Below are 18,021 nucleotides of genomic sequence, written 5' to 3'. Positions count from 1 at the left end.
CCTCCTTTTTTATACTAAATAATTGATTGAAAAATGAATAGTTTTGTCAGTAGTGATGTTGTATATTTTTACATTACCACCAGTTTCTACGTTAAATTCACATATAGAATAAGGTGGACCGGCAATAATAACAACATCTGTTATTTGTTGGGCTGGTCGCAATGCAGTTGGAACATTGAATACAACTTGCCCTTCTTTTATATTCTTTAAAGAACCTATAACAGAAACTTGGTCGCCACTTCGTTTCGCTCTAGTAACTTGTCTTCCTTCAACGTTGGAAGCATTAGCTGTGTTGATTGACATCTGAATCCAATCCGTATCGGTAGTTCGTTTAAATCCTTGTACAGTAAAATCTCATCCCACAAAATCTTCTTTTGTGACATGATTTGTCCACCCTGTCCACCCGTTATTTCCGTTTAGATAATTTGTATAAAATCCACCTACACTATCTTTAGCGATTACAAAGCCAATATTATTCTGATTAAAATAAGAAATTCCCCTCCAAGGTTTGCCCGATGGGATTGTGTTTTGCACACCTGTAGCACAATAAATTGTATTCATCCCGGCACCTTTCGCGGCTATTTCATCAAGAATATTCTTTGTGGCATCACTAGCAGAAATAGTTTGACCACCTGATTCAGTTGTAATCTTTGGTACTTGAACACCTTTAGCATTAATTAATGTTGTTAACTCTGCAAATTTGTTGTTTGTATCTATAATTCTCTTATTTGTATCATCAATATCTTTTTGATATCCTGCCACTTGTTCTATAGCTTTTTCAAAATCAGAAATATAGTTTTCTATTTTAATATTTCCTTCTTTTACATCTCGACTTAATACAATTCGAATGTCAGGTGTACTCATTCGTTCTGTACTTTTTTCAAATACAAAATAAGCAGTCCAATCCGATGCTATTGAAACAGATTGAGGTGTAAAAGTATATGAAAACACACCATTTTTCGCATCAATTAATTGAGCATCATCACGAATGAATGCCCCTGTATGATTTGTTGCTTCATATTTGATTGCATATCCTGTTAAATCAACGCTTCTCCCTTTTTGCTTTAGATACACAATGAGTTTCAAACCATTTTTATCATTCTGCCGAGAACGAATTGTTTTTGTGAATACTGGATCATCCAAATCTACAATAATTTCTTCCTCCCTCATCTACTACAACACTCCTTTCTATAACGTTTCTCTTTTAACGTATCTAATTGGTCTTCTGTTGCGTTTCGTTCTGTTTCTATGTTTTACATTACCTTTCGTTTGTATCGGCTCTAACTCTCGAATTCTAGCATCTGTTTTTGTTACGTATTCTTGAAAGGCTCTAACCTGCTGTGAAATCATCCCATACAAACCCTTTCCTGTTTCTTCAGATTCGTTCGGAATGACAATACCATAATGAGTTGGAATGTCATTTGTCGTTAAAGTTGGTTCCCCCTCTTTACGATCCATACGCATTTCATAAAGTTTGGCTACATCCATTTTAAGGTTATATTGTTTTATATCCCAATTCATTACTTCATCTAATACATCAAATTTAATGTCTCGAATATTGGTTTTATATTTCCGTTTTGAGGAGACCTTAAAGTCCCCTGCAATAATGCCACCATAAAATGAACCTGTACCAGATTTAACTTGAAGATACCCATTCTCATAATCCGAATTACGTAACATACAATATTGCATGATAAGATCCGTGTCTCCACCAGAAGAAGTATCAAAAGATAATATTCTTTTACCGTTTTTATGGTAATAAAACTTTTGCCCAGCAGTGAAATGCATATTTCCATTTGTGGCTTCAGCGATAAAATCATTTTTTGCTTTTGCTGCAAAGTTTGTACCTGCTTTTATATCGAAGTATGATAATTGGGATTCCATTTGCAAATATTCCTCTGCTTTTACGTTTATATCGCCATTTTGACCAAATTTAATAATGGCAGGAAAATATAAGTCTGTATTACTTCCACCAATATAACCTCGTGTAATTCCTATCCCTGCTGCTTTAGGATAAATATTTGAATACTGATAAAGTGCAAGGGCTCCTTGTGAAGCTGTAATGTCATTGTCTCCACCTATAAGTAAAGTGGGTTGTAATTCATTCCTCGAATTTTTGTAGTATCCTAAAAACATACGAGCAATATCATTTTCCATAATTCGCATGAATTGTTTAGATATGCTTACATAGTTTTTTGTATCATCGGATCTTAAAGTGGTACCACTAATTTCTCCACCTTTAATTAAATTACCAGTAAGTGTTCCAACTGTTATAAAATCAGCGACAATTCGCCCATCATATGTAATCGCAGTTTCATATGGACCCGTTACTCCCCAAGGGGAATACCCTAATCCATTGATGTTCCACTGCCAAACCTTTGAGGCGGTCATTTCGTATTTTATTAGCCGAAGAATATTTTGAATGGTACTGCCAGAGAAGAAAACAGTCTTCTATAAACACTATTAAAAATATGATATATAATCACTTACTAAAAGAATTTGGAAAAATGAAGATAGATAAGATTACAGCAAAACATGTCATGAATTATCAAAATAAGATAATGCATGACTATTCAGCTGAAACTTTAAAAAAGATTCATAACGTACTTTCCGCTATATTTAATTTTGCAATTAAGTTCCACGGCTTAAATCGTAATCCAGCACGAATTGCAGGAAATTTTGAAATTGAGTCTAATAAAAGAATGAACTTCTGGGAATTTGAAGAATTCAAAAGGTTTATCAGTGTTGTAGACGAATCGATATATATAGCCTTTTTTTCAACACTCTATTATAGTGGAGCTAGAAAAGGAGAACTTTTAGCTTTAACTTGGGAAGATGTTAATTTTGAAGAAAAAATAATTGATATCAATAAAACAAGCTATAATAAACATATTACTAAACCAAAAACGAAAGCATCCAACCGAATCATTATGTTACCTACTATCGTAATGGATCTACTAAAAGAAATAAAAAATAATGCTACATTAAAAGTTCCTTTGAAAAAGGATTATGTTGTGTTTGGTGAGTTTTATGATAGTATAGCAACTACCACATTAACTAGAAAATATAAAATCTTTTTAGCGGTGTCAGGAGTGAAAAAGATTGTACTTCATGAATTCAGGCACTCTCATGCTTCTTACCTCATTAATAAAGGTGTAAGTCCGCTTGTCGTAGCCCAACGCTTAGGTCATTCAAATGTAGCAACAACTTTAAACACTTATAGTCACTTATATCCATCCAAACAAGCAGAAGTAGTGGCATTTATGGAAGAAGATTTATTATAATCGTTACCAAAGCGTTACCACAACCGTCTAAACGGTTGGTATTACTAGCTTGATGTATATGTCGCAAGTAAAAACCAAAAGAATTTAGAACGACCTTTCATAAAATGAATTCCTTCAAACATTTGCTTTTTAAATGTTACTTTTTCCTTTACTGTTTTCTTTTTTACATATGGGATACATAAAAAGAGGAAAAATGCTCCTACAAAAGTCAACATATCTACTAATAAGATCCATTTCAGTGAAACTATCTCAATTAAGAAGCTAGCCGCTGCTCCTGCAATAACTTGCGTCAGTTGTCCTTGAATCTCCATCGTTCCACTCAAATTTTTATAATGTTCTGCTTGAAATATTTCTTGGTTAAACGCGAAGATGGTTGGATAAAACAATAAATAATAGAATGAACCAGCTATATAAATAATAATATAATGAAAAGAATCATAAGATTGCCCAATAAATCCCCAAACCGTCATTATCCCTATAACGATAATGCCCAGCCCTTCGTTACATAATAATAACGATTTTCTTGAAAAACGATCGATGCTTTGACCAATGAATGGTGTTAATAAAAACATAATAAGAGTTGCGATGATAGATACGTATCCAAACATCGTTTCTCCACCACTTTCTTTGATCAAAAGCCATGGGATCGTAATCATAACAATCCCAGAACCAATAGCTGATAAACTATTGGCTCCTAGAATGTAATACAACCGAGAATCATGATAAAGAGAGGACATATCACTCAACTCCTAATTGTTTTTTCACCTCTTTATATACACTCATATACGCTTGTAATTCTTTTATTAAATCATGGATTAGCGGCTTTGCATCTTCTCCAAGTTCACCATCTTGTACATGTAATCCATCTATTACAACTTGTTTTGGGATTGCATTCGCATACACACCTCTTGCAACAATACGCATATTATTTAACGCATTAATTCCCCCTTTTCCGCCCCCTGCTACCGCTAATAAAGCGACTGGTTTATGGACGAATTCACTACTACTTAAGTAATCTAGCGCATTTTTTAATGCCCCACTCATCGCATTATGATATTCAGGTGTGCAAAATACTACACCCTCTGCTTTTTTCACTAAAGCTTTTAAATTTTTGACCGCCTCTAATTCACGTTGTGATTCTTCACCGTTATATAAAGGTAATTCCTCTACCGCTAAATCATATAAATCTCCCTCGAATTGCTCAGCGATATATTTTGCAATAACACGTGTTCTTCCAAATTTTCTTGGTGTTCCATTGATTACGACTAATTTCATGATTCTTTCTCCCCTTTGCTTTAAGTTCTATTTACATATTATCAGAAATTTCTATACAAAATACAGTAAAAAGAGGGAAATACCTTAATAAAATAGTATGATAAACAAAAAAGAACCCATACTTTCGTATGAGTTCTACACTATTAGTCTTCACTTTCCTTATCATTATCTACTCGTAATGCTTCTTGTGCTTCAAAGTGATAATACGCTTTTTCAGCTAATTTTGTACGTTCTTCCGGCAATTCAATATATTTCATAACCATCTCCACAATCTTTTCGTGTGGAGTAAATACTATGCCTGGCCACTCTGCTTCATCTTGCGCATTACTAGATTCCGAAATAATAAATTTGTGGTTTGCAACAGCTTGCGAAATTCTTGGTGCTTCAAGAATTCCTGTTAAATAAAAATGAATGTTTAAAATAATTTTCGCCCTTGCAATCAACTCGTTTCTAGGTATTCCCCACGCGTTGTCCTTAAAAACAATATTTAAATTTGGAGCAACTTCTTTTAATCCGTCCAGAATTGCTTGACGTCTTTCGTTAAGAGCACCGATAAATAGTACATCAATATCTTCAGAAATCTCATTATCAAATGCCTCTCGCTTTATTTCTAAAGTTGGAGCATAGTTCATTCTCACATGTTTGATTTCTTTTCCTACTCCTTTTTTCTTTAGCCATTCAATATTTTGCGAACTATAATCCCATATTACTCGATTTTTTAATATCATAAGATAAATAGAATGTGCGTAAGGGCTCCCATCATATAATTGTTCTAAGTTATAAATGATTGCATCTTTCGGGAGACTCTCCGGATTGTAAACACACGTATGCGCTCCAAAAACAACTGTATTCTTTGCGTTTTCTAGTAAAGTTTCTGATATTATCACTTTCTGTTCTCGTTGCTCTAATTTCCATTTTAAAGCACGCGCAACATCTATAAAACTTCCATACGTATGTGGACATATATATAAGCAATAATCATATTCCGTATTTAAAAAGTTTTCGATTAATCTTAAATTATTTTGATACAAATCTACGTGAGGATATCGAACTAACAACTGATTGGCATACTTTCTTGCCACTTTATATAACCCTGCATAGTAAGCAGCTACACACCTCCTCAACTCAATTCTCTCTCTATGTTCCTCTGGTAATTCCATATCCAAAAGAAGGTTTGCTATAAAATAAGCTTTCAAATGGTCACGATCATAATAATAGTCTAGTAGTGGGATTAATTCCTCAGGCGTATTTCCATTTACCGATTCTCCTAGTTCAATAGCCCATCTTATTAATTCCATTATCTCTCCACTACTCCTTTATCAAAAAAATTAAAATGCTTTTCAATAAAACTTTGCATTACTCTCTACAATACTTGCTATATGAACCGGTATCTCTTCTTTCTTCGATTCAAGATACTTTTGTGATTGTGCACCTAAATGTTTTTTATGTGGTATATAATACGCACATATAGAAATCTCATAATCGAATAAGTAATCATATACATGATAATCTACAAACAGAAGATCTTCTTTCGGAAAAGGAATTTCTTTTCCTTGCAATGCATACATCAAACCAATATTATTTTTGGACCGCGCGCGGTATAGTCTTGCAAGTTGATATAGAGGCTCTGCTCTAGTTGGTCTATAATCCCAAGCATTCTGAAAATAAGTAGTCGCTAATGCAATATATTGTTCCTCTTGCTGTATAAACTTCTCTTTATCCGCTTCATCATTCGCCTGCTTTTGTTCAAATACTGCACGGTTCGCTAAATGCTCATAACAAGTTCCTATTCGTAATAACGAATAAAAAACTTCTTCAGCCCACCCTCCAGCTTCTACTCTTTTCTTATACCATTTAATTGAATCCTCCAATTGATTTAAATGGTAATACGTTTGCGCTAAATAAAATAAATACCTTACTTTCAAATCTGGCGTCGTTTCTGGGTCCGCTATTCCTTCTAACAGTAACCTCTCATCTCTCTCAAATTTATCACCCTTACTTCCACCATCTCCAGGATCATTTACGATAAGAGTATCTAACCTAGCTACTTTTGTGTTGTAACCCACTCCAACTTTAGATCGATCTATATCCCAATACTCATGAGTAACGCCTACAGATTTCCATGGTAAAGAAGCTTTCAGAAGGCGAGTAAGCCAATATTTAATATGAATATCATATTGCATCGTAAGATAATGATCTTCAGTTAAACTATTTTTATCAAAATTCGGTTCCACTTCTAATATCATATCAGCATCAAGTATTAATAAATAATCTGCCTCTGGATATGTTTTTTGCGCTAACGAAACTGCTAAGCTTCGGTTATAACCAAAGTTTTTAAATGGTTCATTGTGAACTGTTCCTGGTATCCCATTTTCCTCACACCATTTTCCAATGATTTCAGGCGTTTGATCTGTCGAACCTGTATCACAAACCGAAACAAAATCAACGATTGACTTTGTCGCATTTAAACACCTTTCAATAATCCTCGATTCATTTTTCACAATCATACAAAGGCATAATTTCTTTTCTGTTCCTTTATTATTTTCCACTTGTTCGTTTACCATTTTACCACCTCAAATTTTGTTAAACCGTTCTTCCTATATGTAACATAATAGACTGACTACATTGCACACTCTTTTGATGACAGAATCACCCTTTTACTATTTATGAAAGCTTTATTTTATTTATTCTTATTTTTATATTGGGACACTTGAATCACCTTTTTCGTATCAAGACTGTTCCAATCTGTGTATTATAAAAAATAATGAAAAAAGTGAATACCTCTCTAGCAACACATAACTTTTTGTTCCTCTTATGAGAACATTTTTGAGCTTACGTAAGATATATCTTTCACTTTTTTAAACCCACGTTAGAAATCTAATTCTCTTTTAAAAAAACACGAAAGTTAATTATCAGAATTTTTTTGATAAAATTCTATATAGATAATCACCTATGTTCACTTCTGTTATTATTGTAGTGAATAGATGGTAGGGGGATTATATATGTCAATAAGTATTAAAAATGAAAGAATCACAAAATTATTAAACGAATGGTACTTAGAAATGCGTTCACGCAATCGAGAAAATGCTTATAATTTAAAAAAGCAGGTGGATGAGACAATCCACAACCTAAAAATTGAAAAAGAAAAATCAATAGATGACCAAGAACTTTTACTCTATTATTCATTACTAAATTTCCGATATAAATATTTAGTTGATAATATGAGCATTTCAAAAGATAGCTTTAGGGACATAGAATCTTTCGAAATACCTAAAAACAGTCTTCTAGGCTACTATTATCACTTTTTTAAAGCAATTCATACAAGCGTTATAGGTGATTATAAGGACGCAAGAGAGCATTTTGATACAGCAGAATCCCTATTAACACATGTATCCGACGAATTAGAAAAGGCAGAGTTTCATTATAAATTAGGCTCTTTTTATTATGATACCTATCAAGGATTGCTATCAATTAAACAAGTGACAATAGCAAAAGAAATTTATCTAAAACATAGTGGATGTGAAACTAATATTACATTTTGTGAAAATATGTTAGGACTAGCCTGTACACATTTAAAAGAATGGGAATTAGCGGAAGAACATTTTACAACTGCTATGGACCAATTCCAAAAGATGAATGTAGAAAACTATATATTAATGGTTAGACATAATCTAGGATTATTATATGCTGGACAGAATCTTTCTCAATTAGCCATTCGTTATTTACAAGAAGTTAATAAAAAACCCGGTAATTATAGAGCGTTATTAATTGAAGCTAAAGAGCATTTTAAAATAAAAGAGCATGATATTGCTGCGGAGTTAATTAGGAAAGGATTAGAAATCAGTAAGGACCTAAAATTAGGTGAGTATATACATCGTTTTATGATTCTAGACGGAATGAATAAGAATCTTTCTACTCCAGAATTTGAGACACTTGTTTTAGCAGGAAAAGAGTACTTCGAGAAAGAAGATTTATATACATACATCCATGAATCACTGGAAGTATTAGCGGTTAAATATTATAAAGAGGGTCATCATCTTCAAGCAAGTGAGTATTTCTATTTAAGTAAGCAAGCAAGGGATAACGCACAAGAAATGGGGGCATTAAAATGAAAAAATCACTTTTAAATCTTATGGGCATTATTACAATTTTAACGTTAACATTCGGCGCTAAAACAGTAGCAGAAAAGCCACAATATGCAGATGGAAATCATCATAAAAATGCAATTATATTATTGGCTGATGGCAATCATCATTAATAGTGATAGAACACTACCTTTCTACATCCAATAGACATAGAGGTAGTGTTTTTGATTTTCCATTGATAATACTTTTTACTTTCCATTCCAATTGTTCTGGGTAATGAGCTCTTTTCTTCAAATGAAAAACACCTCTTATATTCGCATTTAAATTGAATACGATATAAGAGGTGTTTTTTCCACTCTCATTATTTTAGTTACTTCACAAACACAGGGTTTTTTTATGCTTTATTATTTCTTCACAACATCATGTCCGCCAAATTGATTGCGAAGTGCTGAGACAACTTTTCCGTGGAATGTATCATCTTCTTGAGAACGGTAACGCATAAATAGTGACATGGCAATAACAGGTGCCGATGCTTGTAATTCAAGCGCTGTTTCCACTGTCCATTTTCCTTCTCCTGAAGAATTCATTACACCTTTAATACCATCCAATTTCGGATCATCAGCAAATGCTTTTTCAGTTAAGTCCATTAACCAACCGCGAATAACTGATCCATTTGCCCATACTTTTGCAACATCTTCGTAATTGAAATCAAAATCGCTTTTATCCAACACTTCAAATCCTTCAGCAATCGCTTGCATCATTCCATATTCGATACCGTTATGAACCATTTTTAAGAAATGGCCACTTCCGACACGCCCCGCATAAGAATATCCATTTTCTACTGCTAAATCTTTAAATAAAGGTTCTAATCGATCGTAAATTTCCTTTTCTCCACCGACCATTAAACATGCGCCGTATCTTGCTCCTTCTACACCGCCTGATGTACCAATATCTACATAATGTAACCCAAAGCTTTTTGCTTCTTCAGCACGGCGTAACGTATCCTTATAAAATGAATTTCCACCTTCAATAACGATATCGCCTTCATCTAATAATGGATATACATCTTTTAGTACTGACTCAACAACTTCTCCTGCAGGTACCATTACCCAAATTGTACGAGGTGCTTCAAGTTCTGCTATCATTTCTTTTAATGTATGACGAGCAGTAATCCCTAATTCTCCTGCCTTTTCAACAAGCTCTTTATTTACATCGTATACAACTACTTCATGCTTGTCTTCATGTAAGTGTTCCGCTAATGGGAATCCCATTTTTCCTAATCCAATTAAACCTAGTTTCATATTAATCAATCTCCTATTCTATACAATGAAATTTAATAACGAAATGAGTCCAAGTGCTACAACCGATAGTATAGTCTCCATTGCAGTCCATGTTAATAATGTTTCTTTCACAGTCATTCCGAAATACTCTTTAATCATCCAAAATCCAGAATCATTCACGTGTGATAAAATTAATGACCCTGCGCCTGTTGCAAGTGCCAATAGTTCAACATTTACACCTGGTGTACTTGCTGCAATCGGCGCCACAATACCTGCGGCTGTCATCATAGAAACTGTGGCAGAACCCGTTGCAATTCGAATGAGTGCTGCAATTCCCCAGCCCAATAATATTGGAGAAATATGCGATTCTTTAGCCATCTCCGCAATTGTAGTACCAATTCCTGAATCTAATAAAACTTTATTAAATGCTCCTCCCGCACCAATAACTAACAGTATGTTCGCAATTGGGCCTAAACAATCATTTGTAAATTGCAATACTTTATCCTTAGAAAATCCTTTTGCATATCCAAGACTAAAGAAAGAATATATCGTTGCAATTAATAAAGCGACTATGGGATCGCCAATAAAGTGTAATACTTGTGCAAGTTGACTCGTTTTATGTAACGCTACTTCCGCTATTGATGCACCAAGCATAAGAAATACTGGAAGTAAAATAGTAAACAATGTATTTCCAAAGCTAGGAAGTTCCTTCTTCTTATCTCTTTCAATAAATTGCTCTGCTATATCTAACGGTACTTCTTTATGTATACGAGCACCGATCCATTTCCCGTAAAGTGGACCTGAAATTATTGCAGTTGGAAGTCCGACAATTAATGCATATAAAATTGTCTTCCCTACATCTGCTTTAAAAATACCAACTGCCGCCATTGCCGCTGGATGCGGTGGAACAAGTCCGTGTACGACTGACAGTCCTGCTACAAGCGGAATACCGATTGTAATAAGTGATACCCCAGTTTCTAACGCAATTGTAAATACTAATGGAATTAATAGTACAAATCCAACTTGGAAAAACACCGGAATCCCTACTAAAAATGCAACAAACATCATTGCCCAGTGAACACGTTTCTTCCCAAAACGATCAATTAATGTGTTAGCAATTCGTTCAGCGCCTCCAGATTCAGCCATCATTTTTCCAAGCATCGTTCCTAATGCTAAAACAATTGCCAAAAATCCTAACGTACTTCCAAGACCCGATTTAATAGAATCAATAATCCCTGGATGTTGTGGTGAAGTTGCAACCAAGGGCATCCCCATTGCTAGCCCAACTCCGATTGCTGTTAAAATTAATGCGACAAATGGATGCCATTTCACTACCGTAATAAGTAGAAGTAGTATGACAACTGCCGCTAGTACGATCCCAACTACCATTTCTCCCAATCCCCCTATTGTTTACGTTGGAAAGCAGCTATACAATCAAATTCTTCTTTCAAGCGATTGTAAAGTCGTTCATACATATAAAACATTTCTAAGTATAAAGCCGTATTTTCTTTATTCGGTACATGGTGATGGACAATATCAATCCAATCCTTCACCTCTTCAAGAGAGTCAATTTTACCTACTGCATATAAAGCAACTGCTGCTGCCCCAAGCGCAGATGCTTCATGACTTTCAGGAACAAGCAATTCTTTCCCCATCATATCGGATAACATTTGTCTCCAAAATGCAGATTTCGCAAAGCCCCCTGAAACACGTATTTCAGTCAGTGGGCCTGTACAATCCCGAATTGCAAGTGCTACTGAATACACACTCATACAAACACCTTCCATAACTGCTCGTATAAAATGTTCTCGTTTATGCTGAAGGTTTATCCCGAAGAATGTACCACGAGCATTTGCATTCCAGTAAGGTGCACGTTCTCCAGATAAGAACGGTAAAAATAGTAATCCATCTGCTCCAGCCGGTACACTTTCTGCATACTTAATTAATAAATCATATGGATCAATTCCAAGCTTTCTTGCTACCTCTTGCTCTGGGCTACCAAATTCATCACGTAACCATCTAAGTAATATTCCACCGTTATTCGTTGGTCCGCCGATCACCCAATGCTCGTCTGTTAATGCATAACAAAATGTTCTTCCCTTCTCATCCGTATTAATGTTCGATGAAATTGTACGAACGGCACCACTCGTTCCAATCGTAATTGCAGCCGCACCTGGCGATACCGCACCAACACCTACATTTGCAAGAACCCCATCACTCGCTCCGATGACAATTGGTGTTTCTGCATGAATCCCCATCTTCTTTGCTAATTCCGGCTTCATACCCGATAAAATATAAGTAGTTGGTACAGGACTTGATAACTGTTCTGAAGAAATATTTAACATTTCCAACACATCTTCATCCCAATTTAGCGTGTCTAAATTGAATAGCCCTGTAGCAGATGCAATTGAATAATCAACTACATAGCGTGAAAATAATTGATAGATTACATACTCTTTAATGGAAATAAATTTATACGTACTTGCATATAACTCTGGTTCTTCTTCTTTCATCCACAACAATTTAGAAAGCGGTGACATCGGATGAATGGGTGTACCAGTTCGTCTATAAATTTCATGTCCATTCATATGTTGTAATAGTTTTTCTGCTTGTTTTGTACTCCGATTATCCGCCCAAATGATAGAACGTGTTAACGGTGCTCCATTTTCATCTACTGCAATTAATGCGTGCATTGCTGTACTAATGCCGATTGAAGAAATATCTTCTGGTAACACATTACCCTTTTCGATGGCAACGCTTACAGTTTTATATACAGCAGAACATATTATATCCGGATCTTGCTCAGCCCATCCGACGTTCGGTTGAATGATTGGATAATCAATTGCATGTGACGCAACGACTTTACCTTTTTCTGTGAACACAACCGTTTTTGTACTTGTGGTACCGATATCAATCCCGATTATTCTCCCCCTTGTTTCCATACGAATCGTCCCTTCGTTTCTAGCAAAATACTATATAGTAAACCGTTTACATGAATTAGTATATAAAATATTTTTTCATAAATCAATACATATAAAGAAAATTTTTTTCGTAATAAAAAATAATAAAGAGTAGTGTGCATTTGTACACTACTCTTTATATTCGTTTCATTGAAATAGTTTCACGGATACTTTGCAAATTTTGCAGCGTTTCTTCTTGGCGCTGTAATGATAAACCTACGTATAAAGTATCTAACAAACTAAGTTGCGCTAATCTTGATGAACTCGCTTCCGTACGGAATTCTGTCTCTCGTGTTGAGGTATATAGCGTTATGTCAGCAAGTTGGCTTAATGCTGATTTTTGATAGCTTGTAATCGCAATAATGTGTGCTCCCCTTGTTTTCGCTACTTCTAGCGCTTCAAGCAATCCTTTATTACTTCCAGAATGAGAAATAGCGATGACTACTGCTTCTTTTGTAAGCAAGCCTGCCCCCATAATTTGAAAATGTGAGTCGGTATGGGCGATACATGAAATGCCTATTCTCATAAACTTATGATAGGCATCCATCGCAATAATACCTGATCCACCATTCCCGTAAAACTCTATTCTTTTCGCTTCTTGCAGGGCACATACCGCTTGCTCTAGTGCTTCATCGTTTAATAAATGTAGCGTATCTTGCAATCCTGTAATATGTGAATGAAAAACTTTTTTAGCGACAGTTACCATATCATCCTCTGCCGATACTTCTTCATGAATATTTTGCATTGGCGTGTGTACAATTTCACGAGCTAATGTAATCTTTAAATCTTGAAATCCTTGAAACCCAAGGTGTTTACATAACCGAAAAATCGTTGCCTCTGAACTATTCGTAACTTCTGCTAATTCTGTAATTGATTTATGTACAACATCTTGCGGATGCTTCATTATATGTTCAGCGATACTTCGTAATTTCGGTGATAGACCATTTAACGAAGCCTGAATCTTACCGATTCCACTTTTTGTGCCAGGCATGACATATCTTCCCCTTCCATCGTAGCTTTATTGTACCTAATTATTGAAAGAAGAAAAACCTTTATTTGGTATCATCATATATTTTATTTGCTTTTATGTATTTTGTCGTAACATCTTCATAACATAACAATCCTGTTTTCATATTTACTTGATACATAAAGCAGCTCCATTTCGTATAAAGTACAATTGACATTTTAGCCTACAATACCATGCTTCACAGCGTATAATGCGGCTTGCGTTCTATCATCCACTTCCAATTTAGCAAGTACATTTGAAACATGTGTTTTAACTGTTTGTTCTGTAATATGAAGCTCCGCTGCAATTTCTTTATTACTTCTCCCTTTCGCAATTTCACGAAGTACTTCTTGCTCTCTTTTTGTTAACATAGAGAAAGGATTGGCCTGTTCTTTACTCGCTGCTGGGCGTCCTAATAATGCTGGTGTTACTTTCGGATGGAAATTTGCATTTCCTTGATGTACCGCAATAATGGAAGCAACAAGTTGATCTGGCTGCACTTCTTTTAATTGATAACCATCTGCGCCAGCTTCTAATGCTGGCAACACATAATCTTGTTCTGAAAAACTACTTAACATCAAAATTTTTATTGCTTCATCATATTGTTTTATACGTTTGGTTGCTTCAATACCATCCATTTTCGGCATTGATAAATCCATTAATACTACGTCTGGCTTTTTTGTTTGAACAAAGGCTAGCGCTTCTTCACCATTCTCCGCTTCTCCAATAATCTCAAACTCTTCCCTCGTTTTTAAAAAGAATACAAGCCCCCTCCGAACGATATGATGGTCTTCTACAAGTAGTAATTTAATTTTCACAGAAGCTCTCCCTTTCAAACCGGTAATTGAATCTCTATCTTCGTTCCCTTTCCCGGCTCTGTTTTTATTCGGAATATTCCTCGCATTAACTCAATTCGTTCTTTCATGCTTTTCAAGCCAAGCGCTGATTCTCTTACTTGTTCTTGTATGAATCCTATCCCGTCATCTTCAATATAAAAATACAGCTTATTACTTTCCACCCTTAAACGAACACATATTTTTTCACATGAGGCGTGCTTTTTACAATTATGTAATGCTTCTTGGCTTATCCGCCATAAAACTTCTTCTATTTCATCCCCAATTGAGATTACTCCATCAATACGAATCTCCACTTGAATCCCTAACAGCCTTCCGTAATTTTGAATCGCCTCTGCTAGCCCTTTTTCTAATCCCTCAGGCCTTAGTTGCCAAATTAACAACGTCATCTCTTGCAACGCTTCTTGTGATAACTCCCCAATATAACGTAACATCTCATGCAGTTCTTTATCTTTCGTCATATTAAGGGTACCTTTAGCAGTAAGCATAATGGAAAATAATAATTGTTTAACCGAATCATGTAAATCACGAGCTAGTCGATTTCTCTCTGCTACAACTACATATTTACGTTCCTTTTCAACTAGCCTGATTCGTTGGATTGTCGTTCCAATTTGAAAAGCAATAGCTTCTAATAATGCTAGCTCTTCCTCTGAAAAATGCGTTTTATGAGGAGAAGCCACATTCAATAGTCCGAATTTCTCCGATCCAGCTCGAAGGGGAATTGTCGCATGATGCGTAACATCTTCTGTCTCCCCCCAATTATATTCGATCGCATCTTCTATTCGCTTACATTCAATAATATTTGTCGCCTTTTCTAAACGACCATTCACAAATCGCTCTACGCACCAACAATTCCCCTCACACATCGGTTTCTTTTCTTTCCATGTAAGTGCTGGAGGTAAGTTTGTATCGACAAGCATACGGTGCGTTCCTTTTTCATCAATGAAAAAAATCCAACCTGTTTGTAAATTCATAACTTGTAATAATGTATGTAATACTTTTTCTAACATCTCCTGTAAATCTGTTGCCTCATTTAGTAATTCAGCAATTTCTTTTAACGCCTCTAAACGCCTCATCTCTTTTTCATCATAATTCATGTTCATCACCAACTACCATTATAACATTAAGAAATTTCTAAATACTATAAATAAAAAAGAGCTGTCGAAAACAGCCCTTGAACTTCATAAATATCATAGTTTTGGTAGACCAAAGATACGGGAATCAAACTTGGTATCCAAGCTCTTTTTAAAAAGGGATACAATTTTTATTTGCATATTTTGTATTGTATTCTATTTAATATTTTCCAAATAATTAGTTGCTGCTTTGTTTAGAAAATAAGTGTAACCCACTTGCCATTGCTCAAGCATATTTCTATGAAAGTCGTCAACGATGAAAAACTCTGTCTGATTTAGAAAGTCTTGCGGCGTTGATGGATGACCTTTTTTTTCTAAAAAGGATACATGTTCTTTTACACGATCCAAGACTTTTGGATCATTTGCAGAGAAACCTTCTTGTAAGAACCGAATCATATCTTCATTAAATGACTGTGCTTCCATGGCAGAGTCGTTCATTGATTCTATATCAATTGTTTGATTCGACAAGTCAAAATCATATTCTTTTTTCAAATGTTCATTTTGGTCTTTTAAGGCTTCTTGCCATTCTTCTTCAGTTTCAAACCCTTTAAACATTGTTTCCATATCTAAATCGACTCCTTCTTTAACACTTTTAATAGAGGCACTGATCGTCTTAATTAGCCCTTTAAATCGGTCGATTTTTTGTTCTAGTAAATTTTTTTGTTGTATCAAAGTATTTTCCCTGTCGATTTCACCATCTAATAATTGTTTAATTTCCTTGAGAGAAAAATCTAATTCTTTGTAAAACAGAATTTGTTGTAATCGTTCTAAATCTTTTTTCCCATATAAACGATAACCGGCTTCTGTCGTTTGCTCTGGTATTAAAAGATCTATTTTATGATAATGGTGTAACGTCTTTACTGTTATATGAGCTAGCTTTGCAACCTCATGAACGGTGTACATTTCTTTTCCTCCTTTCCATGTTTTTAATACTAAAGTATCTTCTAAGGTAAGAGTCAACACATTTATTTCACTATTTTCTTTGAACATCATACGTGATTTTACAGAAGAAAACAGTCATAACGAGACATGAAATAATCAGTAAATAGTAGTTGATTGCCAACGAATGGTTGAATGTAGATTGTGATGCTCTAACTACCCAGTCAACTGGATTTATTTTTGATAGGATACTTATCCATCTTGGTAATAAATTGCTTCGCATAAAGGCAGAAGACAAAAAAATCAATGGGAAAGAGAAAAACTGCATGACTGTGATCATCGTTGAGTGCTTTTTGGTTAGAACGGCAATTCCAATTGAAATAGCTCCGACTAGACACAAAAATAATGCTGGTGTGACAAGAAAAAGGATTAATGAAACTATTCCTATTGGCAGTCTGAATCCCATAAAATAGCCAATAATCACTAACAAAGTGTCTAATATACTCGTCAAAGTAGATTTACCTGCTCCATTTGGACCAATTAGTCCAAAGATAGAACCTTTTTTCACTTTAAGAGACACCTTATCTAAGGCTACCTTTTTGCCAAATGTTTTGCTAACATCGTTTAAAGCTATTTCATTATGGTCATACATATTGTTCCCTCCTTTATTTCTTACAAAAGGAACTATAAGCTATCCTTTTAGAGGAGAGTCAATCATCAAATATACTATGTATAAAAGGGTTCAAAATGCAAATCACATTGTAAACTGATTAGTTTACATAGATAAAGAGAAGCAATTATGATATTACATACAATTATCCGATTTATAGTGCTATGGACATTCATTTATTTAATAGGGTTTTCAACACTATAATCCGATTACCCAAAAGACAAAGCGGTGTTTGGGGTGTTCCTGGTGGTTTTATTGAACTCGGAGAATCCACCGAAGAAGTTGGAAGACGAGAAGCTCTCGAAGAAACAGGAATTGAAATTGGTACACTTCAGTTAGTAAGTGTTTTTTCTGGAAAAGAATTTTTCGTACAATTACCGAACGGTGATGAGTTTTACCCTATTACGATCGTATACCTTTGCCGGGACATTAGGGGCGGTATTTTAAAGGCAGATGGAACAGAATCAGTAAACGTACAATTTTTCAACTTAAATCAACCACCAGAAAGTATTAGCCCTTTCATTAAGAAGTTAATTCAACAACAAGTAGTATCCATTTAAACATAATCGTAAAAAAGAGACCTTTCTTTCAAAGG

General features: G+C 34.9%; 14 protein-coding genes and 4 pseudogenes. 4 read left to right on the top strand and 14 right to left on the bottom strand.

What is annotated here, in order from left to right; genetic code table 11:
- Positions 1–9 precede the first annotated feature (9 nt).
- A pseudogene (locus tag DJ93_RS23770) lies at positions 10–1,170 on the bottom strand (BppU family phage baseplate upper protein).
- Between the two features lie 18 nt (positions 1,171–1,188).
- Positions 1,189–2,400: pseudogene (locus DJ93_RS23765) on the bottom strand (tail fiber domain-containing protein); the annotation flags it as partial.
- Positions 2,401–2,402: 2 nt separating this feature from the next.
- On the opposite strand from DJ93_RS23765, the pseudogene DJ93_RS23760 reads away from it, so the two are divergent.
- Positions 2,403–3,284: pseudogene (locus DJ93_RS23760) on the top strand (tyrosine-type recombinase/integrase); the annotation flags it as partial.
- Between the two features lie 56 nt (positions 3,285–3,340).
- Here DJ93_RS23760 and DJ93_RS23755 read toward each other — a convergent pair.
- From DJ93_RS23755 to DJ93_RS23740, 4 genes and pseudogenes are all read right to left on the bottom strand, one after another.
- Positions 3,341–4,021 (bottom strand): annotated as a pseudogene (locus DJ93_RS23755) (MFS transporter); the annotation flags it as partial.
- 1 nt (position 4,022) lies between these two features.
- Positions 4,023–4,559: an NADPH-dependent FMN reductase gene (locus DJ93_RS23750; protein ID WP_042983554.1), complete on the bottom strand. Its 537-nt coding sequence runs from the start codon at positions 4,557–4,559 to the stop codon at positions 4,023–4,025.
- 143 nt (positions 4,560–4,702) lie between these two features.
- The gene (locus DJ93_RS23745; RefSeq protein WP_042983553.1) at positions 4,703–5,857 is read right to left on the bottom strand and encodes a glycosyltransferase; all 1,155 of its coding nucleotides are present in this window, start codon (positions 5,855–5,857) and stop codon (positions 4,703–4,705) included.
- A 42-nt stretch (positions 5,858–5,899) separates the two neighbouring features.
- Positions 5,900–7,123, bottom strand: coding sequence for a tetratricopeptide repeat-containing glycosyltransferase (locus DJ93_RS23740; protein WP_042983552.1), 1,224 nt, complete (start codon positions 7,121–7,123; stop codon positions 5,900–5,902).
- 438 nt (positions 7,124–7,561) lie between these two features.
- On the opposite strand from DJ93_RS23740, the gene DJ93_RS23735 reads away from it, so the two are divergent.
- Both DJ93_RS23735 and DJ93_RS33335 read left to right on the top strand, forming a co-directional pair.
- Positions 7,562–8,671: a response regulator aspartate phosphatase gene (locus DJ93_RS23735; RefSeq protein ID WP_042983550.1), complete on the top strand. Its 1,110-nt coding sequence runs from the start codon at positions 7,562–7,564 to the stop codon at positions 8,669–8,671.
- The gene (locus DJ93_RS33335; RefSeq protein ID WP_181969211.1) at positions 8,668–8,817 is read left to right on the top strand and encodes a hypothetical protein; all 150 of its coding nucleotides are present in this window, start codon (positions 8,668–8,670) and stop codon (positions 8,815–8,817) included. Before DJ93_RS23735 ends, DJ93_RS33335 begins: the two co-directional genes overlap by 4 nt.
- A 231-nt stretch (positions 8,818–9,048) precedes the next feature.
- Here the strand turns inward: DJ93_RS33335 and gnd are convergent, their stop codons facing one another.
- From gnd to DJ93_RS23695, 8 genes are all read right to left on the bottom strand, one after another.
- Entirely contained in the window at positions 9,049–9,945 is an 897-nt protein-coding gene (gene gnd / locus DJ93_RS23730) for a phosphogluconate dehydrogenase (NAD(+)-dependent, decarboxylating) (protein ID WP_042983549.1), read from the bottom strand.
- An 18-nt stretch (positions 9,946–9,963) separates the two neighbouring features.
- The gene (locus tag DJ93_RS23725) at positions 9,964–11,313 is read right to left on the bottom strand and encodes a GntP family permease (protein ID WP_042983548.1); all 1,350 of its coding nucleotides are present in this window, start codon (positions 11,311–11,313) and stop codon (positions 9,964–9,966) included.
- 14 nt (positions 11,314–11,327) lie between these two features.
- Positions 11,328–12,866 carry a gluconokinase gene (gene gntK / locus DJ93_RS23720; protein ID WP_042983546.1) on the bottom strand — a complete coding sequence of 513 codons (1,539 nt, stop codon included), beginning with the start codon at positions 12,864–12,866 and terminating at the stop codon, positions 11,328–11,330.
- Positions 12,867–13,020: 154 nt separating this feature from the next.
- Positions 13,021–13,875, bottom strand: a complete 855-nt coding sequence (locus DJ93_RS23715; protein ID WP_042983545.1) for a MurR/RpiR family transcriptional regulator — start codon at positions 13,873–13,875, stop codon at positions 13,021–13,023.
- A 194-nt stretch (positions 13,876–14,069) separates the two neighbouring features.
- A complete protein-coding gene (locus tag DJ93_RS23710) occupies positions 14,070–14,708 on the bottom strand; it encodes a response regulator (protein ID WP_042983544.1) in 639 nt (212 codons plus the stop codon).
- Positions 14,709–14,722: 14 nt separating this feature from the next.
- Positions 14,723–15,841 carry a GAF domain-containing sensor histidine kinase gene (locus DJ93_RS23705; protein WP_042983543.1) on the bottom strand — a complete coding sequence of 373 codons (1,119 nt, stop codon included), beginning with the start codon at positions 15,839–15,841 and terminating at the stop codon, positions 14,723–14,725.
- Between the two features lie 192 nt (positions 15,842–16,033).
- Positions 16,034–16,780: a MerR family transcriptional regulator gene (locus DJ93_RS23700; protein WP_042983542.1), complete on the bottom strand. Its 747-nt coding sequence runs from the start codon at positions 16,778–16,780 to the stop codon at positions 16,034–16,036.
- A gap of 70 nt (positions 16,781–16,850) precedes the next feature.
- Complete coding sequence (locus tag DJ93_RS23695; RefSeq protein WP_042983541.1) at positions 16,851–17,408, bottom strand: ABC transporter permease; 558 nt, start codon at positions 17,406–17,408, stop codon at positions 16,851–16,853.
- Between the two features lie 182 nt (positions 17,409–17,590).
- Between DJ93_RS23695 and DJ93_RS23690 the strand changes: the two genes are divergently transcribed.
- Positions 17,591–17,986 (top strand): NUDIX domain-containing protein, encoded by a 396-nt coding sequence (locus DJ93_RS23690; RefSeq protein WP_052109622.1) that lies wholly within the window; start codon positions 17,591–17,593, stop codon positions 17,984–17,986.
- Positions 17,987–18,021 lie beyond the last annotated feature (35 nt).

Source organism: Bacillus clarus (assembly GCF_000746925.1).
Taxonomy (GTDB): Bacteria; Bacillota; Bacilli; order Bacillales; family Bacillaceae_G; genus Bacillus_A; species Bacillus_A clarus.
This window is presented reverse-complemented; position numbering and strand designations above follow the sequence as displayed.